The sequence below is a fragment of the Niveispirillum sp. BGYR6 genome, assembly GCF_027568365.1.
Lineage (GTDB): Bacteria > Pseudomonadota > Alphaproteobacteria > Azospirillales > Azospirillaceae > Niveispirillum.
Window position 1 is genome coordinate 630,690 of the sequence record NZ_JANLNL010000002.1, and the last position, 21,379, is coordinate 652,068.

The 21,379-nt window shown below is 63.7% G+C and carries 20 protein-coding genes and 2 tRNA genes; 6 read left to right on the forward strand and 16 right to left on the reverse strand.

Annotated elements, in window-relative coordinates:
- Positions 1-28: 28 nt before the first annotated feature.
- Entirely contained in the window at positions 29-940 is a 912-nt protein-coding gene (locus PCJ49_RS06845) for an N-formylglutamate amidohydrolase (RefSeq protein ID WP_269910286.1), read from the reverse strand.
- Between the two features lie 156 nt (positions 941-1,096).
- On the opposite strand from PCJ49_RS06845, the gene PCJ49_RS06850 reads away from it, so the two are divergent.
- Both PCJ49_RS06850 and PCJ49_RS06855 read left to right on the forward strand, forming a co-directional pair.
- Positions 1,097-1,171: transfer RNA gene (locus PCJ49_RS06850), tRNA-Val, on the forward strand.
- 64 nt (positions 1,172-1,235) lie between these two features.
- Positions 1,236-1,310: transfer RNA gene (locus PCJ49_RS06855), tRNA-Val, on the forward strand.
- Positions 1,311-1,365: 55 nt separating this feature from the next.
- On the opposite strand, the gene PCJ49_RS06860 is transcribed toward PCJ49_RS06855, so the two are convergent.
- On the reverse strand, positions 1,366-2,706 hold the full coding sequence (locus PCJ49_RS06860) for a hypothetical protein (RefSeq protein ID WP_269910287.1): 1,341 nt from the start codon (positions 2,704-2,706) through the stop codon (positions 1,366-1,368).
- Positions 2,707-2,927: 221 nt separating this feature from the next.
- On the opposite strand from PCJ49_RS06860, the gene PCJ49_RS06865 reads away from it, so the two are divergent.
- From PCJ49_RS06865 to otsA, 4 genes are all read left to right on the forward strand, one after another.
- Positions 2,928-3,464, forward strand: a complete 537-nt coding sequence (locus PCJ49_RS06865) for a PAS domain-containing protein (RefSeq protein ID WP_269910288.1) — start codon at positions 2,928-2,930, stop codon at positions 3,462-3,464.
- On the forward strand, positions 3,439-4,743 hold the full coding sequence (locus PCJ49_RS06870) for a methyl-accepting chemotaxis protein (RefSeq protein ID WP_269910289.1): 1,305 nt from the start codon (positions 3,439-3,441) through the stop codon (positions 4,741-4,743). The genes PCJ49_RS06865 and PCJ49_RS06870 overlap by 26 nt, the downstream gene beginning before the upstream one ends.
- Before the next feature lie 99 nt (positions 4,744-4,842).
- Positions 4,843-5,526 carry a thioredoxin family protein gene (locus PCJ49_RS06875; RefSeq protein ID WP_269910290.1) on the forward strand — a complete coding sequence of 228 codons (684 nt, stop codon included), beginning with the start codon at positions 4,843-4,845 and terminating at the stop codon, positions 5,524-5,526.
- A 542-nt stretch (positions 5,527-6,068) separates the two neighbouring features.
- Entirely contained in the window at positions 6,069-7,463 is a 1,395-nt protein-coding gene (gene otsA, locus PCJ49_RS06880) for an alpha,alpha-trehalose-phosphate synthase (UDP-forming) (protein WP_269910291.1), read from the forward strand.
- A gap of 46 nt (positions 7,464-7,509) precedes the next feature.
- Here the strand turns inward: otsA and lpxB are convergent, their stop codons facing one another.
- The 14 genes from lpxB to tsf form a co-directional block, all read right to left on the reverse strand.
- Complete coding sequence (gene lpxB / locus PCJ49_RS06885) at positions 7,510-8,670, reverse strand: lipid-A-disaccharide synthase (RefSeq protein ID WP_269910292.1); 1,161 nt, start codon at positions 8,668-8,670, stop codon at positions 7,510-7,512.
- Positions 8,667-9,485 (reverse strand): UDP-2,3-diacylglucosamine diphosphatase LpxI, encoded by an 819-nt coding sequence (lpxI, locus tag PCJ49_RS06890; RefSeq protein WP_269910293.1) that lies wholly within the window; start codon positions 9,483-9,485, stop codon positions 8,667-8,669. Before lpxI ends, lpxB begins: the two co-directional genes overlap by 4 nt.
- A 9-nt stretch (positions 9,486-9,494) precedes the next feature.
- Complete coding sequence (gene lpxA, locus PCJ49_RS06895) at positions 9,495-10,286, reverse strand: acyl-ACP--UDP-N-acetylglucosamine O-acyltransferase (protein WP_269910294.1); 792 nt, start codon at positions 10,284-10,286, stop codon at positions 9,495-9,497.
- A 71-nt stretch (positions 10,287-10,357) separates the two neighbouring features.
- Entirely contained in the window at positions 10,358-10,837 is a 480-nt protein-coding gene (fabZ, locus tag PCJ49_RS06900; RefSeq protein WP_089290016.1) for a 3-hydroxyacyl-ACP dehydratase FabZ, read from the reverse strand.
- A complete protein-coding gene (gene lpxD / locus PCJ49_RS06905) occupies positions 10,818-11,864 on the reverse strand; it encodes a UDP-3-O-(3-hydroxymyristoyl)glucosamine N-acyltransferase (protein WP_269910295.1) in 1,047 nt (348 codons plus the stop codon). Before lpxD ends, fabZ begins: the two co-directional genes overlap by 20 nt.
- 50 nt (positions 11,865-11,914) lie before the next feature.
- Complete coding sequence (locus PCJ49_RS06910; RefSeq protein ID WP_269910296.1) at positions 11,915-12,598, reverse strand: OmpH family outer membrane protein; 684 nt, start codon at positions 12,596-12,598, stop codon at positions 11,915-11,917.
- Positions 12,598-14,925 (reverse strand): outer membrane protein assembly factor BamA, encoded by a 2,328-nt coding sequence (gene bamA / locus PCJ49_RS06915; protein ID WP_269910297.1) that lies wholly within the window; start codon positions 14,923-14,925, stop codon positions 12,598-12,600. The genes PCJ49_RS06910 and bamA overlap by 1 nt, the downstream gene beginning before the upstream one ends.
- A gap of 16 nt (positions 14,926-14,941) precedes the next feature.
- Entirely contained in the window at positions 14,942-16,096 is a 1,155-nt protein-coding gene (gene rseP / locus PCJ49_RS06920) for an RIP metalloprotease RseP (RefSeq protein ID WP_269910298.1), read from the reverse strand.
- A gap of 36 nt (positions 16,097-16,132) precedes the next feature.
- On the reverse strand, positions 16,133-17,305 hold the full coding sequence (locus PCJ49_RS06925) for a 1-deoxy-D-xylulose-5-phosphate reductoisomerase (RefSeq protein ID WP_269910299.1): 1,173 nt from the start codon (positions 17,303-17,305) through the stop codon (positions 16,133-16,135).
- Positions 17,296-18,120: a phosphatidate cytidylyltransferase gene (locus PCJ49_RS06930; RefSeq protein ID WP_269910508.1), complete on the reverse strand. Its 825-nt coding sequence runs from the start codon at positions 18,118-18,120 to the stop codon at positions 17,296-17,298. Before PCJ49_RS06930 ends, PCJ49_RS06925 begins: the two co-directional genes overlap by 10 nt.
- A gap of 2 nt (positions 18,121-18,122) precedes the next feature.
- A complete protein-coding gene (locus tag PCJ49_RS06935; RefSeq protein ID WP_269910300.1) occupies positions 18,123-18,863 on the reverse strand; it encodes an isoprenyl transferase in 741 nt (246 codons plus the stop codon).
- Between the two features lie 31 nt (positions 18,864-18,894).
- Entirely contained in the window at positions 18,895-19,452 is a 558-nt protein-coding gene (frr, locus tag PCJ49_RS06940) for a ribosome recycling factor (RefSeq protein WP_089290023.1), read from the reverse strand.
- 1 nt (position 19,453) lies between these two features.
- Positions 19,454-20,179: a UMP kinase gene (gene pyrH, locus PCJ49_RS06945; RefSeq protein ID WP_089290082.1), complete on the reverse strand. Its 726-nt coding sequence runs from the start codon at positions 20,177-20,179 to the stop codon at positions 19,454-19,456.
- Positions 20,180-20,319: 140 nt separating this feature from the next.
- Complete coding sequence (tsf, locus tag PCJ49_RS06950) at positions 20,320-21,243, reverse strand: translation elongation factor Ts (protein WP_269910301.1); 924 nt, start codon at positions 21,241-21,243, stop codon at positions 20,320-20,322.
- Positions 21,244-21,379 lie beyond the last annotated feature (136 nt).

Here is a 21,379-nt window from a genome sequence, read left to right on the forward strand (position 1 = left end):
TGATCGGGCGTGATCGGCCCGGCGGTTTTTACCGCCGCGCCAGCAGAACCGACGCCGGAACGGCCCCCACAGCCGCCACCAGTCGCCGCATATGACCAGCCAACACCTCCAGATAGGGCAGCCGGCTTAAAGACAGCTCCTCCATGTAAAGCGCACGGTTCAGTTCAATCTGCAAGGCGTGCACCCCGTCGGCAGGGCGTCCATAATGACGGGTGGTATAGCCCCCCGCATAGGGGGCATTGCGTCCCACCACATAGCCCATGGCGGTCAGGTTGCTTTCTGCCGACAGTGTGACCTGCGGCGCACAGGCGCTGCCGAAGCAATCCCCCAGCACGGCATCCAGGCTGCCGACAGCGGCCAGTTCCGGCGGCAGACCGATGGAGGGCATGGAATGGCAATCCAGCAGGATGCAATAGCCAAAGCGCGCCCGCGTCGCCTCGATCAACCCGCGCAGCGCCTGATGATAGGGATAATAACAGCGATCCAGCCGGGCCTGCGCCTCCGCAAAGGCCAGGCGACCGGCATAGATTTCCTCCCCATTCGCCACCACGCGGGGCACCGTGCCCAGCCCGGCGGCCACGCGCGGGCTGCGGCTGTTGATATGGCCGGGCAGCGGCCCGTCAAACATGGTGGGGTCCAGTTCGAAGGCTTCGCGGTTGGGGTCCAGGAAGGCCCGCGGGAACAGGGCCGCCAGCATCGGCACCCCCAGGCCGACGGCCGCCTGGAAAATCTCGTCCACATAGCCATCTTCCGACCGGCGCAGGCTGACCGGGTCCAGCCGGGAACGGGCGATGAAGGAAGGCGGATAATCCCGCCCGCTATGCGGGCTGGCCAGCACAACCGGCAGCAATTGCTCCACCGGCTGATGCAGCCGGAAGATGCCCCCTTCCGCATCGGCGACGCGGTGTTCATCACTGGGACTGGGTGGCGTGGATCTCATGGTTTGAGATGTAACGGAATCCTTCGCCGCCCGCCAGCCAAGGCGGGTATGAAAAATTTATCCCCGCCATCCAAATAGGGTGTTGCCAGCGATCGGGGCAGTTGCTATAAGCCCGCCCACTCCGGTGGCCACGGCTTCCGGGGCACTCGATGGATCGGGCGGTTAGCTCAGCGGGAGAGCACTTCCTTGACATGGAAGGGGTCACAGGTTCAATCCCTGTACCGCCCACCATCCAGCGGGTACAGGCCGAAAGGCCGGATCGCCGGGCATCCTGCGCCCTGCGTGTGAATGATACGGGCGGTTAGCTCAGCGGGAGAGCACTTCCTTGACATGGAAGGGGTCACAGGTTCAATCCCTGTACCGCCCACCATTCCCAGACATCAAGCCGCCGCCGGGCGGCTTTTTTATTGCCCGCCAGTCAACGCTCAATGCGGCTTCACCAGTTCGTCACGCGACAGGCGCAGCACATTTTCCGGCACATCCACCCAGCCGCCGATCAGCCCGCCGGCCAGGAATGAGACGCCCGCCTCCTCGCACAGCTTCTCCATCGCCACATCCTCCACCGGCTCTACCGAAATATGCAGGCGGAGTTTGGCGGCGGCAGCGGCGAAGCGCAGCAAGTCCGGCCGCAGCCGCTCCGCACTGCTGCCCGGCGGCAGCATCAGCGAAGCAATCTTGGCACCCGACGCTGCGACGGCCGGCAGATCATTGCCATGAATATCCACCACCACCATGATGGTCCGGCCAAAGGGCCGCAGGGTGGATACCATCTCAGCCAGCCGACCGGCTGGCACGCCCGCCGGCACCCCGGTCAGGTGATAGGTCATGAAGGCCCTTAGATGGGCCGGGATGGTCTGCAGCAGGGCCACCAGCTCCCGCCGGCGGGTCAGGGCCGCCAGCGTTTCAAAATGGACCGGCAGCGACAGGAAGAAGCGGAAGCGATTATCGTAAAGCTCCAGCGCCACATCCAGGGCGTGGCGCATGATCGCCATGTCGGTCTGCATAATCTGATTGGGGTCGGCAGGATCGTCCTGACACTCATAGCCCCAGGCCGGCATCCGCCCCCGGCGGGCCCGGCAGCAGCGGGCGATAAAGATCGACAGCACCTGCTGGCGCGAATCCCAGGCCGGCCGGTATTTCACCTCCAGCGGGCCGGCCCAGCTGGACAGGGAAGGATGCGCCCCCGCCGCCGTCGCCGGTTCCACCTGTCCCGCCTTCCCGCCAGCCAGACCATGGCGCTGCTGCGCCACGGCGGCATCCAGCATGTCCTTCAGCTTGGCCGGGGCAAACAGCATCTCCGAACCGACCTCCTGCACGGCCGTGTGCACAATGATCGAGTCGGTATCGGCATCCCCCAGCAGCAGCTTTTGCAGCTCCTCCAGCAGCTTGGCACAGATCAGCCGGGCCTGGTCCGGCCCCAGATGGGAGAAGACAACGACATAGGTTTCCGGCCCATGCCGAAACCAGGCGTCGCTTGGCCCCAGCTTCTGTTCCAGCAGCTTTTCCGTCAGCTGATGAACCCGTTCCGCCACTGTGGCCCAGCGGGAACCCAGGCGGGCCTGCAGGCTTTCCAGCCCCAGCAGATGCATACTGCCGCATTGTGTGGGGTCACGTTCACTGAAAATGCGTCGAAGGGCGGGGGCCAGCGCCGTGCTGTGCCCACGCGACGGTATTGTCGCTGATTGATGCGCATTTTCAGTTGCATCAGGCCGCCCGGCCATTGACGGGGCCGGGGTATCGGCATCATCCTCCCGCAGGACGGACATAAAAGAGTCCAGAAAGTTTTTCATCGGCCAAGCCCTCCCAAGCCTGTGCCTTGCCTGTAAACAGCGTACACCAAGTACCGTTAACAAATAGTGAGGTCCACCACACGAGAAGGTGGAAAATTTCCAACAATATCCAGATGGAAAGTAGCTGACCTAGATCAATGCGGCTACTTAATCATTCTGGCATAAGGGACCATAAGAATGCCGTGGAAGGAACGCCGATGAGTGAAGCGAGTAACCAAAGGCCACCCCTCACCGGTCGGGAGCGCCAGTTTAGTGACGATGAACTGATCGTCACCAAGACAGATAAGGGCGGGCGCATCACCTATGCTAACCGCACCTTTCTGCGCGTCGCCCATATGACCGAAGCGGAAGCGCTGGGCACTCCCCACAACTGTATCCGGCACCCGGATATGCCGCGTGTCGTCTTTAAGTTGTTGTGGGACCAGATCGGTGCCGGCAAGGAAATTTTTGCTTACGTGCTCAACCGGGCCCGCAATGGGGACCATTATTGGGTTTTCGCCCATGTGACGCCGTCGCGCGACATGGGCGGCAACATCATCGGCTACCATTCCAACCGGCGCACCGCCGACCGCCGCATCGTCAGTGAGATCATCACCCCCGTCTACAAGGCGCTGTTGGACGAGGAGGCCAAGCATAGCCGCATCCGGGAAGGCATGGCGGCGAGCGAGGCATTGCTGGGCAAGGTATTGCGGGAACGGGGGCAGAGCTATGACCAGTTCATCTTCTCTCTTTAAGGCACAGGTTGCTGGCATCATCGCCCTGTGCGGCGGGCTGGTCGGGCTGGTCGGCTGGGTTCTAGGGCACAGCATCCTGTCCGCCATCGGCGGGGCCATCACCATGGCCGGCACCGGCACGGCCTTTCTGCTGCTGACCCGCGCCAACAATGCCATCATTGCCGCCAATCAGGTGATGGCCCGGCTGGCACAGGGCGATTATGAGGCGCGCATCATCGGCATCCGCGAAGGCGGGGAGCTGGGGGAACTGCTGCACCGGATCAATGATGTCACCGACCGGGCCGACGCCTTTGTGCGGGAGGCGGCGGCCTCCATGCAGGCGGTGACCAACCAGATCTATTATCGGCGTGTCATGGAAAAGGGCATGGTCGGCACCTTCCTGGCTGGCAGCCGCATGATGAACACCGCCACCAGCGCCATGGGGCAGAAGGTGGAACAGTTCCGCGCGATGGCGGATAAGTTCGAAAGCTCCATCCGCAATGTCACCGATCAGGTGACCCGGGCCGCCACGGAAGTGGAGGATACGGCCAAGACCATGTCGGAAGCCGCCGAAGACACCAATCACGAAAGCATGGCCGTGGCCAGTGCGGCCGAACAGGCGTCGGGCAATGTGCAGACGGTGGCCTCGGCGGCGGAAGAATTGTCCGCTTCCATCAAAGCCATCACCGAACAGGTGGAACGGTCGCGCACTGTCACCGGCAATGCCGTGGAACGCGCGCGTGCCGCCAATGACCGGGTGGGCACGCTCGCCATCGCGGCACAGCGCATCGGTGAAGTTGTCGGCCTGATCCAGGAAATCGCTGCCCAGACCAACCTGCTGGCATTGAATGCCACGATTGAGGCAGCCCGCGCCGGGGAAGCCGGCAAGGGCTTTGCCGTGGTGGCGTCGGAGGTGAAGAATCTGGCGGGCCAGACGGCACGGGCGACGGAGGATATCCAGACCCAGGTGGCCGACATCCAGGCGGCCACCCAATCAGCCGTCGACAGCATCAACGAGATCACCCAAGTGGTCGTCGACGTCAATGGCAGCACGGTGGCCATCGCCGCCGCCGTGGAGCAGCAGGGTGCCGCCACCAATGAGATCGCGCGCAATGTCGATCAGGCGGCCACCGGCACCAAGGATGTCTCCCACCGCATCACCAATGTCACCCGGGCGGCGGCCGACACCGGTGCCGCCTCCACCCAGTTGCTGGGATCAGCCGCAGCACTCGCCCGCCAATCCCAGGATCTGGACCGGGAGATTGACGGCTTTCTGGACGCCATGCGCAAGGTAGTGTGAAAAACCTCTGCCCGATAAATTCGCGGGGTCAGCGATTGACCCCGCGACATATCGCCACCACATAGCTGCCCGTTATAATGTACATGACGGAGCAGAGCCATGTCCAAGCGCCCCACCCGACGTGACCTGATGCAGCGAAGCGGCCTTGCCCTTGCCGGCACCTATCTGACGGCAATCGGCGGGGGCAGCGTGCTGACGGGCTTAATCACCAACAGCGCCCAAGCATCACCGCTGCCAGTGGGCAAGCCGGCCCCGGCCTTCAGCGGCAGCACCATTGACGGCAAGACGATCAGTCTGGCTGATTTCAAAGGCAAGCCGGTGATCCTGGAATGGACCAACCATGGCTGCCCCTTCGTGCGCAAACATTACGACACCGCCAATATGCAGGGCTTGCAAAAGGAAATGGTGGGCCGGGGTGCTGCCTGGATCACCATCATCAGTTCTGCCCCTGGTGAGCAGGGCCATGTCAGCCCGGCAGAGGCCAAGCAGCGCTATGCGGCCGAAAGCTGGGGTGCCAGCGCCGTGATCCTGGACCCGAAGGGGGAGATCGGCCGCGCCTATGATGCCAAGGTCACGCCACACATGTTCATCATCGGGGCCGATGGTGCCCTGCTCTATGAGGGCGGCATTGATGACAAGCCCACGGCCAAGCCCGAAGACGTGACCAGCGCCACCAATTACGTACGCGCCGCCATGGAAGATATTCTGGCCGGCCGCGCGGTTCGAACCAACACCAGCCGCCCCTATGGTTGCAGCGTGAAATATTCCAAAACAACCGCCTAGAGCCAGTTGCAAGCGGATTCACGCCAGGAGGTGTTCAGCTTCTGGCGCTCCCCTGAACGAGATCGGCGTTAACCAAACCATTCAGATGACGAACCGGAACCGGTAATTTCACTACCGGTTCCGCCCCTCCCCGCCGCTGGGCAAGAAAAAAGGCCGTGGCATTGCCACGGCCTGAGTTTAGGGAGGAAACGCCCAAGAAGTGCGTTACGACAGAGGGCATAGGGCCGTGTCGCAAGACAGACTATGCGCGCCTCACCCCCATTGTGCAAGTGCAAAATAAGAAACCCGTCATGCATGCTTGTTCTGACGTTTGGTAACCGGTTACCAACCATTTCCAACGATGCCAGCTTCGCGCCGCAGCATGATGCTGCGGAATAGTCACACCTTAGGGCACGGTGCCCCCGGCCGCCGCTGATCATAACGGAGGCATGGCTGATTCCCGCCTGCCGGACGGACCCTTTTTCCTGTCACAGCGTTACCGCCGATGCCCCGGCCAACCCTGGTCGTTGGGCATCCGTTAAAGCCATCGGGGGACAAGGCAGGTGAACCGTCTCATTATCATCTCCAACCGGGTTGCACCGGTAACCGAGGGGAAAAGCCAGGCCGGCGGCCTGGCTGTCGCCATTCTGGAGGCCCTGAAGCGTCAGGGCGGCATCTGGTTCGGCTGGAACGGAGAGATTGAGGAGAGCGCAGAGGCCACCGAGCCGATTCTGAAAAAAGCGGGCAACATCACCTATGCCACCATGCCGCTCAGCCGGCGTGACCATGATGAATATTATAATGGCTATGCCAACGCGACCCTGTGGCCGCTGCTGCATTACCGGCTGGATCTGGCCAGCTTTGATGCTGCCACCTATGAAGCCTATCGCCGCGTCAATGCGTTGTTTGCCGAAAAGGTGACACCCCTGCTGCGCGACCAGGATCTGGTCTGGGTGCATGATTATCATCTGATGCCGCTGGGGCAGGAATTGCGCCGGCGCGGACACGGCCAACGGATGGGCTTTTTCCTGCATACACCCTGGCCATCGCCGGAAATCCTGTCGGCCTTGCCGGCCATGGTGGAGCTGGTGGAGAGCCTCTGCGCCTATGACCTGATCGGCTTCCATACGCGTGACGATCTGGGCTGCTTCACCCAATGTGTGGCGACGAGCGGTGCCGGCACGGTAGAGATGGCAGAAGATGGCGCGTCGGCCTGCATCACCGCCGCCGATGGCCATCGCGTTGAGGCGCGTGTCTTCCCCATCAGCATCGATACCACCAATCTGGAGAAACTGGCGGCCCAGGCCGCCCAAAGCGAGGCGACGCAACGGCTGCGGGACAGCCTGGTGGGGCGCGCCCTGATCGTCGGCGTGGATCGGCTGGATTATTCCAAGGGCCTGCCCCAGCGTTTTACCGCCTTTCAGGAATTGCTGGATCGCTATCCGGAAAATCTCTCCGCCGTCAGTTTCCTGCAGATCGCCCCGCCATCACGCAGCGATGTGACGGAATATCAGCAGATCAGGCGGGAGCTGGAAACCATGGCCGGCCATATTAATGGCCACTTTGCCGATTTCGACTGGGTGCCCATCCGCTACCTCAACCGCAGTTTCGGGCGGCGCACCCTGGCCGGATTCTATCGCGCCGCCCAGGTGGGGCTGGTGACACCGCTGCGTGACGGGATGAATCTGGTCGCCAAGGAATATGTCGCAGCCCAAGACCCGGACGATCCCGGCGTGCTGGTGCTGTCCCGCTTCGCCGGCGCCGCGCGGGAGCTGGAGGAAGCGCTGCAGGTCAACCCCTATGACACCGGCGAGGTGGCGGAATGCCTGCAGCGTGCCCTGCACATGCCCCTGGCGGAGCGCAAGGAACGGCACGCGGCCATGCTGCGGCACCTCCGCACCCACGATATCACCCGCTGGCGGGAGGATTACGTTGCCGCACTGGCCGGCCACCCTTAGGGCGTGTTTTGGCTGACTGGCAGCGGGCTCCGCACCCAAACGGGCACTACCCCTTGATCACCGCCAGCACCGCATCGGCGGCGCGGCGGCTGGGGGGCTTTTCTTCCCCCTGGCCCAGCCAGCGGGCCACTTCCGCCACACCATCGATCTGCGCCTGCCGGGCCGTTGGATCGCTCAGCAGCCGATCCACCCCCTCGGCCAGACGGTCGGGCACGCAATCACCCTGCAGATATTCCGGTACCAGCATCCGGTCCTGCATGATGTTGACCAGATTGGCATATTTCACCCGGATCAGCCGGCGGTAGAGCCGGTAGGTCAACGGGTGGATGCGATAGGCGATGATGGCCGGCAGCCGCGCCAGTGCCAATTCCAGCGCCACCGTGCCGCTGGCCGCCAGCGCGGCGGTGGAGGCGGCGAAGGCGCCATATTTCGCCGCATCACCCTCCACCACAATCGGGGCAAGCGGCCAGCCTGCCACCGCCTCGCGCACCGGCCCGGCCACCTTGCCCAGCGTCGGCACCACCACCCGCAGATCGGGATGGCGTTGCGCCAGAATAGAAAGCGCATGGCCGAAATCCGGCAGCAGCACCTTGATTTCGCTGCGCCGGCTGCCGGGCAGCACAGTCAGCAGCTTGGTTTCGGGCGCGATGCCATGGCGGGCGCGGAAGGCCGCGCCATCCCCCTGCTCCACCCCGGCCTCAACGATGGAATGGCCGACAAAGGTGGCAGGCAGCCCGACCTTCTCAAAATAAGGCGGCTCAAACGGCAGCAGCACCAGCAGATGGTCGAGAAAAGCGGCGATCTTCCGGGCCCGCCCCGGCCGCCAGGCCCAGACGGTGGGGGCAACATAATGGATCAGCTTGATCGACGGGTCGGCCCGCCGCACCTTCTTCGCCACGCGGAAGCAGAAGTCCGGCGCATCGATGGTGACCACAGCATCCGGCTTCAGGTCCAGGATGGTATCGGCGGTCTGGCGGATGCGGCGCAGGATATTGGGCAGTTTGGGCAACAGTTCGGCCAGCCCGAACAGGGTCAGTTCCTCCATCGGGAACAGGCTGTCCAGCCCCTCCGCGATCATGCGATCGCCACCGATGCCGGCAAAACGCACCTGCCCGCCGGTGGCCTGCTTCAGCCCGGCCATCAGCCGGGCACCCAGCACATCGCCCGATGGCTCCCCCGCCACCAGGAAAATCAGCGGCGCGCTCATGCCTCAATCCCCAGCAGGAACAGGCCGGCGGCGTCAGCAGCGGTCACCGCCTGCTCCCGGCCCAGGAACAGGGTATTGCCGGCCTGCATGGCGATCCCGGCAAAGCCCCCCGCCACGCAATGGGCCACCGTATCCGGCCCCAGGGCCGGCAGGTCCAGCCGGCGATCCTGCTGCGGCTTGGCGCATTTCACCAACACCGGTCCCGCACCGGGCCGGCGCAGCGGACCACAACGCTGGATCAGCGCATCAGTCCCTTCAATGGCTTCTACCCCCAACACCACACCCTGCTGCACCACCACGGACTGGCCGATATCCAGCTCCCCCAGCGCCCGCGCCACGCGCAGACCGTGGGCAATATCGGCCAGCGCCTGTTCATCGGCACGGGTGCTGCCCAGCGGGCCGGTGGGGGTCAACAGGTCGGTGATCAGATTCTGCACCCCAACCACCCGGAATCCTTCCTGCTCCAGCACCTGCGCCACGCCGCGCAGCAAGCCATCATCCCCCAGCGCCTTCATACCGATACGGGTGAAAAACTGGGTGGCCTTCCAATCCGGCCGCAATTCAGCCAGGGAGGGGCGGCGCACCCGGCCGGCCAGCACAATCTCCACCACCCGTTCGGCCTTCAGCCGATCCAGGATGGCCCCGGCCGCGCCCATGCGGAACCAGGCGTGCGGAATGGCGGGCGAGAGCCAGTCCGGCTCCGCCTGCCCTTCCAGGGCGATCAGGAAAAATTCCCGCCCATCGCGGCGGCACGTCTCCACCAGCCGGACCGGCAGGTCACCGCCACCGGCGAGAATGCCGAGTTTAGCCGCCATCACCCCGCCTCAGCGCGGCAGGGTCAGCGCACGCGATCCGCGCTTGGCCAGGAAATCCAGCATGGCGGCCACCAGCTCACTATCCGCGAACTCCGTCGCGGCCGCTTCCATGCGTTCCGCCATGGTGCCTTCACCGGCGGTGAAGATGCGCTTGAAACCGTTGCGCAGGGCGCCGATCTGTTCCCGGTTGAAGCCGCGCCGTTCCAGCCCCACCAGATTGAGACCGGCCAGAAAGGCCCGTTCGCCCTTGACCAGACCATAGGGGATGACATCAGCCTCCACGCCCGACATGCCACCGATCATGGCATGGGCGCCGATGCGCACCCATTGATGCACGGCCGACAGGCCGCCCAGCACCGCATAATCCCCCACCTCCACATGCCCGCCCAGCGTGGCATTGTTGGCGAAGATCACATTGTCGCCGACGACGCAGTCATGGCCGATATGGACACCGACCATGAACAGCCCGCCATTGCCCACGCGCGTCACCATGCCGCCACCCTCGGTGCCGGGATTCATGGTGACCTGCTCGCGGATTTTGTTGTTGGAGCCGATGATCAGTTCCGACGGCTCCCCCTTATACTTCAAATCCTGCGGCGGGTGGCCCAGGCTGGCAAAGGGATAGACCACAGTACCAGACCCGATGCGGGTGCGGCCATCGACCGCGACATGGCTGACCAGCCGCACATGATCCCCCAGCACCACATCGGGACCGACAACACAGAACGGGCCGATATGCACGTCATTGCCGATCTGGGCGGCAGAATCGACGATGGCAGAGGGATGGATAAAACTGGTCATGTGCGGATGGTTCCGTCGCAAGGGATCAAGGGGGCGCGGAGGCCAGGGGCCAACGCCCCCAGCCCATCGCTTCACGCCTTCTCACTATCCATGACAATCATGGCAGAATATGTGGCTTCGGCGTGCAGATTGCCGTCAACAAAAGCCCCTGCCTTGAACTTCCAGACATTGCGGCGGTTCTGCAGGCGCTGCACCTTGATATGGATCTGGTCACCCGGCACGATGGGGCGGCGGAATTTCGCCTCTTCAATGCCCATGAAATAGACCAGCCGCCCCTCTGCCTCCTGCCCCAGCGTGTGCATCACCAGAATGGCAGAGGTCTGCGCCATGGCTTCCACGATCAGCACGCCGGGGAACACCGGCTTCTGCGGGAAATGGCCGGTAAAGATCGGCTCGTTCACCGTGACATTCTTGATGCCGGTGCAGCTTTCCCCCGGCACAATGTCGCGCACCTTATCCACCAGCAGCATGGGGTAACGGTGCGGGATCATCTGCATGATCCGCAGAATGTCGAGCTGCTCCAAAACCTGATTATCCGCCGTCGCGTTCATCGCCTTGTCCACTTTTGCCCCTGACAAGCCGGCCCATCATGGCGACCTGCCGGAAATATTGGCGCTTCGGCAAAGCGGGGGTGCCGAACACCTCCGTGCCGGGCTCCACGTCCCGCATGACGCCGCTCTGTGCCGCGATGCGCGCACCGGCGCCGATGGTCAGATGACCGGCAACGCCCGCCTGCGCCGCCAACACGGCATGATGGCCAAACCTGGTACTTCCCGAAATGCCGGACTGGGCCACGATGACGCAGCCGGCCCCGAGCTGGACGTTGTGCCCGATCTGCACCAGATTATCAATCATGCAGCCCCGGCCAATCAACGTATCGGGCCCCGCCCCGCGATCGATGGTGACATTGGCCCCCACCTCCACATCATCTTCAATGATGACGCGGCCCAGCTGCGGCACCCGGACATGCCGGTCGATATCCATGGCAAAGCCGAAACCATCCTGCCCGATGCGCGCACCGGGATAGATCATCACCCGCGCCCCGATGATGCAATGGGACAGGGAGGCGCAGGCGCCGATGATGGTATCGGCGCCGATCTGCACATTGCGGCCGATGACGGCATTGGGGGCGATGCGTACCCGGTCACCGATAACGGCGCCTGCCTCCACCACCACCCCGGCCGCGATCTCCACCCCCTGCCCCAGCACCGCCGTAGCATCCACATGGGCGGCCGGAGAAATCACCCCGCTGGCCTGGGGCAGCGGGTAGAAGGCCTGGGCGCAGAGCGCGTAGGAACGATAGGGTTTTTTCGACAGCAGCAGCGCCATGCCGGCCGGCGCCTTGTCGGCCAGGGCCGGATGCACGACACAGGCCGCCGCTTTGCTGGCGCTGAACGCGTCCAGATATTTGCGGTTATCGAGGAAGGAAAGCTGCCCCTCCCCTGCCCCATCCAGCGGTGCCACATCATGCAACAGCAGGTCGGGGGCGGCACCGGGCACCACCTCCGCCCCGGACAAGGCAGCCAGTGCGGCCAGGGTGAAGGGGCCGGCGCGGTCAAAGAAACGGGGATCGGCCATGGGATGGACCTCTGGACGAAAGGATAAGAGCAGGGAAAATCAAATAGCCGTCAGGGTGAGGGCGGCAGATTGACGATGATTTCCGGCAGACGTGCATTCAGCCGCTGCATCACCTCGTCCGTGATGTCGCCCGCCGTTCCCGCCTGATAGACGATGAACTGGCGGGAAATCACCAGGGTGGCGCCATTCTCCTTGGCTACCTCGGCGATCACCTGATCCAGCGTGTTGATGGCGCTGTTCCGGGCCTGATTAAAGGCCACATCCAGGCGGCGGGTCCGTTCCTGCAGGGCGCGGCCCATGGCCGAAACCTGGCTTTCAAAATCGGTGCGCTTGCGATCAAACTCTTCCACCGCCACCGACTGGCGCAGCTTGGCCAAATCCTGTTCGGCCACCCGCAGCTGTTCCTGCTGGGCACCGACCTCCCGCTGGAACTGATCCTTCTGCCGGTCCAGCTGCTGCTGGATGGACCGCATGACGGCGGCATCCTGCAGGATACGCTGCACATCCACCACCGCCACCTGGGCATAGGGCAGGCTGCCCTTGCGCGCTGGGCCGGCGGGTGCCGCTGGCACCGATGTCGGCTCTCCCACCACCTGGGCCAGCGCAGCAGGCAGAGTCGGGCCGGCAGGTTCCTGCGCCACCGCCGGAGCGGCGCCACTGATTGCCGGGCTCGCCATCAGGGCCAGACCGGCAATCAGCCAGCGCAGGGAGGAAGAACCCGCCCGCCGCATCATCAGAAGCGCGTACCGAAGCTGAATTTCAGCTGTTCGGTCCGGTCATAGGGTTCCTTGGAGAACGGATAGGCCAAGTCGAGGCGAATCGGGCCGAAGGGCGACTTCCACGACACACCCACGCCCACCGAGGCGCGGATCTTGTTGCTGTCATAGAACATGTCGCCCTGGCCCGGCGTCTCCTTGGAGGAGGACAGCGTACCGGCGTCACTGAACATATGTGCCTTCACACCCAGCTCATCCGGCAAGCCCAGCTTGCTGGTCAGTTCCAGGCTGGCGCGGGTAAAGATGGTACCACCCAGCGAGTCGCTGTTATCCTTATTATTCATGTTGGGCACGTTGCGCGGGCCGACACCACCCACTTCAAAGCCGCGCAGCGTATCGCCACCCAGGAAGAAGCGGTCATTGATGCGCAGCTTCTCACCCATGCCCCAGATATAGCCAGCCTCTGTCGTCAGGCCCAGCACCACCTGATCAAACGGCTCCCAATAGGTGCCGCCGGTAATGCGGTTGCGCAGGTAACGCGTATCACCGCCCAGACCAGCCAGCTGGTTTGACAGCAGGAAATAGAAGCCCGACGTCGGCTCCAGCCGGCTGTCGCGCTCATCCCACAACAGCTGGCTTTCCACCGCCGAGGTCACCGTCGAGCCGCGCTGATCCAGCAGGAAGCGAGAGGATCCCAGCTGGACATTGTCGATCTTGTTCTGGCTCAACGAGTAAGACAGGCGCTGACGCAGCTTTTCCGACAGCGGGAAGCCCAGGCGGAAGGTCACGCCCGTGCTTTCCAGACTGTAGGAATAGTAACGGGAATCATCGCGCACGATGCGGAACAGGTCAACACCAGCCGCCAGATCGCGGTCCAGGAAATAAGGCTCTGTCAGGCCCAGATCGACCTCGAACGTGCGCTTGGACAGGGTGGTGGACAGGCGCAGATCCTGGCCCTTACCCATCAGGTTGCGTTCGCGGAAGGAGAAGTCCAGCAAAGCGCCGTCGGTGGTGGAGTAACCGGCACCCAGCTGAATTTCACCGCTGGAATCTTCCTGCACATCGACCGTCAGCACCGCCTGGTCGGGCGAGCTGCCCTCCTTCGGGGTGATGGTGGCTTCCAGGAAATAGCCCAGATCCTTGATGCGCTGTTCAGACCGGCGCACCTTGGAAATGCTGAACGGGTCACCTTCCACCAGCAGGATTTCGCGCCGGACCACCTTGTCCAGCGTGCGGTAATTGCCGTTGACGTCGATCCGCTCCACAAAGACGCGCGGGCTCTGCTTCATTTCGAACAGCAGATCGATCGTCTGGTCTTCCTGGTTGCGTTCCAGCAGCGGGTCGACTTCGACGAACGGATATTGCAGATCGCCCAGCCGGTCCTGCAGCGCCTTGATCGATTCTTCGATCTTGTCGCCATTATACCAGTCACCGCTGACCGTGTTCAGCGCCTGATAGAGCGGGGCAATATCCAGATCGGGAATGTCGCTGGTGATCTCGATCTTGCCGAACTTGTAGCGCTTGCCCTCATCCACCGTCAGGGTGATGAAGAAATCTTCACGGTCGGGCGTCAGTTCCGCCACCGCCGTCAGCACCTTGAAGTCGGCATAGCCATTGCGCAGATAATGCCGGCGAATCTGCTCCTGGTCATAGCGCAGGCGCTCGGGATCATAATTGTCGTTGGACGACAGGAACCGCCACCAGCGCGATTCCTTGGTGATCATGATCTCGCGCAGTTCGCTGTCGTCGAACACATTATTGTTCACGAAGCTGATGGCCTGCACACCCGTCATCTGGCCTTCGTCGATCTCGAAGATCAGATCGACGCGGTTCTGCTCCAGCTGCACGATCTTCGGCTCGATCCGGGCGGCGAAGCGGCCCTTCCGGCGATAGATCTCCTGGATGCGCTCCACATCGTTCTGCACGCGGGTACGGGTATAGACCGTGCGGGGGCGCAGCTGCACCTCCGCCGTGATATCCTCGGTCTTGACCCGCTTGTTCCCTTCAAAGGCGATGCGGTTGATGATGGGGTTTTCCACCACCGCCACCACCAGCGTCCCGCCGTCGCGGCGCAGCGCCACGTCGGCAAACAAGCCGGTGGCGAACAGCGACTTCAGCGACTGATCGATCTTCGCCGGATCAAACGGATCGCCAGCCCGTACCGTCAGGTAGGACTGGACCGTCGCCCCTTCGATACGCTGAGAGCCTTCGACACGGACATCACGGATGATGCCACCATCAAACGCCTCCTGGGCCATGGCGCCAGATGAAAGCGCGATGACGGATGTTGCGGTCGTGCCGCCGAGCAGCAGGCACAGTGCCGCGAACCTGGAAACCGAGACCAACTGTTCCCCCAAAAGGCTATGACAGGACATTCTTGACGAAGTCGACGACACGCAGACGGACAAGATCGTTCCATGTCGCGAATAGCATCAAGCTCAATACCAAAGCCAGGCCCACCCGGAAACCATATTCCTGGGCCCGCTCCCCCAGAGGCCGTCCACGAACGGCCTCCAGTGCGTAATACAGCAAATGTCCCCCGTCCAGCATCGGAATGGGGAACAGGTTGATCAAGCCAAGGCTGATCGACATGCCGGCCATGAACCACAGGACCGTCACGAAATTTTCCTGCACCACCTGGCCGGTCATCTGGGCAATACCCAGAAAGCCGCCCAGCTCGGTCGTCTCCCGTTCCCCCTTGATCATCTGCCAGATGACACCCAGGGTCTTCTCAATCGATCCGACCGTCTCCTTGACGGCTTCCCAGACGGCTTTCAGCGGCGTATGGCGGCGATATTCATAGCCCCCATGGATCACGCCCATCCGGCCGATCGTGTGGACATTGCCGAAACGATCTTCCACTTTCACGTGGCGCGGCGTGAGAACTATCTCATGCGTCTCGAATTTTTCCGGTTCCCCGGCCGCGGCGCGCTGCACCACCATGTGCAGCGGCTTGCCGGGATTGATGATGACGGCACCCAGCACATCCTCAAACCGCTCAACGGCGGCCCCTTCCAGCTGGATGATGCGGTCACCCGGCTTCATCCCCGCCTCATTGGCGGCACCGTCCGGGGCCACTTCCAGCACCACCGGCGTGGAATAGGGCTGGCCATAGACCATGAACATGAAGGCGAAGGCGACGATGGCGAACAGGAAATTCGCCATCGGCCCGGCCACCACGATGGCCATGCGCTGCCCCACCCTTTTATGGTGGAAGGAGACGGCGCGGTCCGCCGCACTCATCTGGCTCAGCCCATCGCCGGGCGTGCTGGCCGCCCCGGCATCGCCGAACATCTTCACATAGCCGCCCAGCGGAATGGCGCTGAATTTCCAGCGGGTGCCGTGACGGTCAGTACGGCCGAAAATCTCCGGCCCGAAACCGACCGAGAAAACCTCCACCCGCACGCCATTGCGCCGGGCCAGCAGGAAGTGCCCCATCTCGTGCACGAAGACGAGAATGGTCAGCACCACCAGGAACATGATGCCGTAATTCCAGATGAAGCTCAGAACTTCCATCAAATGCCCCGAGGCTCCGTATCGTCAGCAGGTGGACTAACCTGCAATTTCGGCAAAGGCAAGGCGCCGCGCTTCCCCATCTGCCGCCATCACATCAGCCAGCGTGCTGATCGACGACGGCCCGAAGCTTGTCAGGGTGCGCTCCACCACGCGGACAATATCCAGGAAGCCGATGCGGCCTTGCAGGAAGGCCGCCACCGCCACCTCATTGGCCGCGTTCAGCACTGTAGGGGCCGCCCCCCCGGCGCGCAAGGCTTCCCTGGCCAGCGAGAGAGCGGGGAAGCGCACCGGGTCAGGCGCCTGGAAGTCCAACCGCCCTGCCCTGATCAGGTCCAGCCGGTCGCCCGGGGTGGCGATGCGTTCCGGCCAGGCCAGGGCCACGGCGATGGGCGTGCGCATATCCGGCGTGCCCAGCTGGGCCAGCACGGAACCGTCAATATATTCGACCAGGCTGTGCACCACCGATTGCGGATGCACCAGCACATCGATGCGGTCTTCCGGCATGGCGAACAGATGGTGGGCCTCGATCAGTTCCAGCCCCTTATTCATCATGCTGGCGCTGTCGACGGAAATCTTGGCCCCCATCGACCAGTTGGGATGGGCGCAGGCCTGGGCCGGATTCATCGCCCGCATCTCTTCCAGGCTCTTTTCCCGGAAGGGTCCGCCCGAGGCGGTCAGCACCAGCCGCGATACGCCTTCGCGCCGCTTCTCGTCGAACACCTGGAAGATGGCGCTATGTTCGCTGTCCACCGGCAGCAGGGTGGCGCCATGGCGGCGCACGGCCTGCATCACCAGATTGCCGGCGCAGACCAGCACTTCCTTATTGGCGAAGGCCACGGTGGCACCGCGTTCAATGGCGGCCATTGTCGGGGCCAGCCCGGCGGCACCGACAATGGCCGCCATCACCCAGTCGGCCGGGCGGCGGGCCGCCTCCACCACCGCGTCCGGCCCGGCCGCCACCTCAATACCCGTGCCGGCCAGCGCCTCACGCAGCGCCGCATAATGGGCAGGGTCGGCCACCACGGCCAGCTTGGCCCGCAGCAGCTTGGCCTGGGCCGCCAGCTTGGCGACATTGGCGTTGGCGACCAGTGCCTCTACCGCGAAACGATCAGCATAGGCGGCCAGCAGTTCCACCGTATTGGAACCGACGGACCCGGTACTGCCCAGCACCGTCACCCGGCGGGCGGGGGCTGTTGACATCACCACCATTGCAACCATTCCCCGGCCAGACCATGGATCAGCGCGAATAGCGGGGCGGCAAAGATCAGCCCGTCAATGCGGTCCAGAATGCCGCCATGACCCGGGATCAGCCGCCCGCTATCCTTCATATCCACCCGGCGCTTCATATGCGATTCGAACAGGTCGCCCGCCTGCCCGGCCACGGCCAGCAGGGCGCCGATGATCAATGCCAGCCAGGGCTTTTCTGCCCCGGCCCAGCTGGCCACAGCAAAACCGGCCAGGGCCGCCGACACCATACCGCCGATCAGGCCGGCCCAGGTTTTTTTCGGGCTGATACGCGGTGCCAGTTTCGGCCCGCCAATGGTGCGCCCGGCAGCATAGGCCCCGATATCCGTGGCCCAGATGGAGAGCAGCAGGAACAGGAACAGCGAGAGCCCCGCCTCCCCATTCTCCGTGCGCAGCCAATCCAGCGACACCAGCGACAGGGCGATATAGGGCACGCCGGCTGCCAGCAGCAGCCGGTGCTTCATGCGGGTGGCATGGGCCGCCAGATAAAGCGCCGGGGTGGCCCCCAGGGCCAGCAGCACGGCCGCATGGGCGCCGGAAAACAGATCGGTCGCCACCACCGCGGCAACGGCCACCAGGGAGATGCTGAACGGCAGGCGCTGTTGCCCCGGCTCCGCCAGCCGCACCCATTCGCGCAGCCCCAGCACGGCAATCAGGGCAATCAGCAGATCAAAGGCGATGCCGCCCAGCCAGACGGCGGCCAGCACCGGCGGCCCCAGCAGCACGGCCGATATCGCCCGCAGGGCGAGGTCGGACGGGCGCTTCTTGGGGGGCGGCACGCTCAACGGCTGCCCACCGTGGCGCCGAAGCGGCGATCCCGCCGGTGGAATTCGCGGATGGCTTCCTCCAGATCACGCTTGGTGAAGTCCGGCCACAGCGTATCCACGAAAACCAGCTCCGCATAGGCCAGCTGCCAGAGCAGGAAATTGCTGATCCGCTTTTCGCCGCTGGTGCGGATCATCAGGTCCGGGTCGGGGATGTCCGAGCCGGTGAACAGATGCTGGCTGAAGCTTTCGGCATTGATGTCGCCGGGGCTCATGTCACCGCGCGCCACGGACTCGGCCATGCGACGGGCCGCATCCACCAGCTCCTGACGCCCGCCATAGGAAAGCGCCAGCACCAGGGTCATGTCCTGATTGTCGGCCGTCAGCGCCTCGGAATTCTCAATCAACGCCTGGATATCCGGCGACAGGCGCTGCCGGTCGCCGATCACCCGCAGGCGGATGCCATTCTTGTGCAGCTTGGCAATCTCCCCGCGGAGATAGAAGCGCAGCAGCTGCATGAGGGTTGAAACCTCATCCTCCGGCCGGCTCCAGTTCTCCGTGGAGAAGCTGTAGAGGGTCAGGTAGCGCACCCCCAGTTCGCGGGCGCCCTCAATGGCGTTGCGGACGGCGTCCACCCCCCGCTTGTGACCAGCGGTTCGCGGCAAGCCGCGCGCCGTCGCCCAACGCCCATTGCCATCCATGATGATGGCAATATGCGCCGGCGGCGGCCCGAAACCCTGGCTGTCGGTGCCGTGCATGACGGGCCGATCCCTTCCCCTCTGCCGGCCGTCAGACCTGCAGGATTTCCTTTTCCTTGGTGGCCAGCGCCTCATCAATCTTCTTGATATGGGCGTCGGTCACGGTCTGGATCTTGTCCGACAGGCCCTTCAGCTCATCTTCGGACAGGTCGCCATCCTTCTGGGCCTTCTTGGCGGCATCCATGCCATCACGACGCACATTGCGCACGGCAACGCGGGTCTGTTCGGCATATTTGGCGGCAACCTTGGTCAGCTCCTTGCGGCGCTCCGAATTCAGCTCCGGAATCGGCACGCGGATGGTGGAACCCTCGGTCTGCGGGTTCAGGCCCAGGCCGCTGTCACGGATGGCCTTTTCCACGGCCTTCACCGTGCTGCGGTCGAACACCTGCACGGAGATCAGGCGCGGCTCCGGCACGCTGACATTAGCCACCTGGTTCAGCGGCACGGTCGCGCCATAGGCCTCGACCACCACCGGCTCCAGCAGGTTGGCGGAAGCACGACCGGTGCGCAGACCGGCAAATTCCTTGCGAAGGGTTTCCAGGGCGCCGGCCATGCGGCGTTCCATGTCCTTAAGGTCGGGAGCGGCCACCTTATGCCTCTTCGGTTATGATGGTGAACTTGCCCTGCCCGCCCATGACCTCGGCGAAGGCACCGTCGGTCACGATGGAGAATACCAGGATCGGAATCTTGTTTTCGCGGGCAAGCGAGATTGCCGACGCGTCCATCACGGCCAGATCGCGCGACAATACATCGAGATAGGTCAGGCGATCATAGCGGATCGCGTCCTTCACCTTCTTCGGATCGGCGCTGTAGACGCCATCCACCTTCGTCGCCTTCAGCAGCGCATCGCAGCCCATTTCAGAGGCGCGCAGGGCGGCGGCGGTATCGGTGGTGAAGAAGGGATTGCCGGTGCCGGCGGCGAAAATCACCACCCGGCCCTTTTCCATATGCCGTTCCGCCCGGCGGCGGATATAGGGTTCGCAGACGCTGGCCATCGGGATGGCCGACTGCACGCGCGTCGGCACGCCAGCCTTTTCCAGGGCGTTCTGCACGGCCAGCGCGTTCATCACGGTGGCCAGCATCCCCATATAATCGGCGGTCGCACGTTCCATGCCCGATGCAGCGCCGGAAATACCCCGGAAGATATTGCCGCCGCCAATGACGGCGCAAACCTCCACCCCCATCTCGATGACTGCCTTGATCTCCCGCGCCATCCGGTCGACGACGTTGGGATCAAGCCCATATTCCCGTTCGCCCATCAGGGCTTCGCCAGAGAGCTTCAGCAGAACGCGCTTGTATCGGGCGGCAGCGGGCACGGGGTTGGTCCTTTCGATCAGGGAATGCAGGGCAAAACCGGGCGGGAAAGCTCCCCGCCCGGATTGGCAGACTTCTACCGGCGCCCTTCCGGACACCGGCCTCCTAAATCCCGATTGCGGCGGGATTCAGGCAGTATGCATCAGCGCGCCATCGAGGCCACTTCGGCCGCGAAGTCCGTCGCTTCCTTCTCGATGCCTTCGCCCAGCTGGAAGCGGACGAAGCCGGTCAGCGTCACCGGGGCGCCAACGTCCTTGGCGGCAGCTTCCACGACCTTGCGGATCTTGGTTTCGCCGTCGATGACGTAGAGCTGCTCCAGCAGCACCACTTCTTCATAATACTTGCGGATGCGGCCCTCGACCATCTTCTCGATGATATTCTCCGGCTTGCCGCTCGCACGGGCCTGCTCAACCAGAACAGCGCGCTCGCGGTCCAGGTTGGCGGTGCTCACGTCGGCAATGTCCAGGGCTTCCGGACGGGCAGCGGCGACATGCATGGCGATCTGCTTACCCAGATCGGCCAGCTTGGCCTTGTCACCCGTGGATTCCAGGGCCACCAGCACGCCAATCTTGCCCAGGCCGGGAACCAGAGCGGAGTGAACATAGGAGGCGACGATGCCGTCCTTCACTTCCAGCTTGGCGATACGGCGCAGGTTCATGTTCTCGCCGATGGTGGCGACCAGATGGGTCAGCTCTTCGGCGACGGTGCGGCCGGTGCCCGGATAGGCAGTGGCCTTCAGCGACTCGATGTCGCCGTTGCTGTCAACGGCCAGCTTGGCCACCGTGGTGACGGCGCCCTGGAAGGCATCGTTGCGGGCCACGAAATCGGTTTCGGCGTTCAGCTCGATGGCAGCGCCAACCACGCCGTTGGCGGCAACGCCAACCAGACCTTCGGCAGCGACACGGCCGGACTTCTTGGCGGCGGCGGCGAGGCCCTTCTTGCGCAGCCAGTCGACGGCAGCTTCCGTGTCACCGGCGGTTTCGGCCAGCGCCTTCTTGCAGTCCATCATGCCGGCACCGGTCTTCTCGCGCAGCTCCTTGACGAGCGCAGCAGTGATCTCGGCCATAATTCGCCTCTCTATCCGCTAGGATTGGTGGGTCATCGTCAAAAACAGGTGAGCAACCACCGCAGCGGATGCCGCGATGGTTGCCAACCCCTGAACAGCACAACGGCCGGACCGCCCCGACAATCGGGTACGGCCC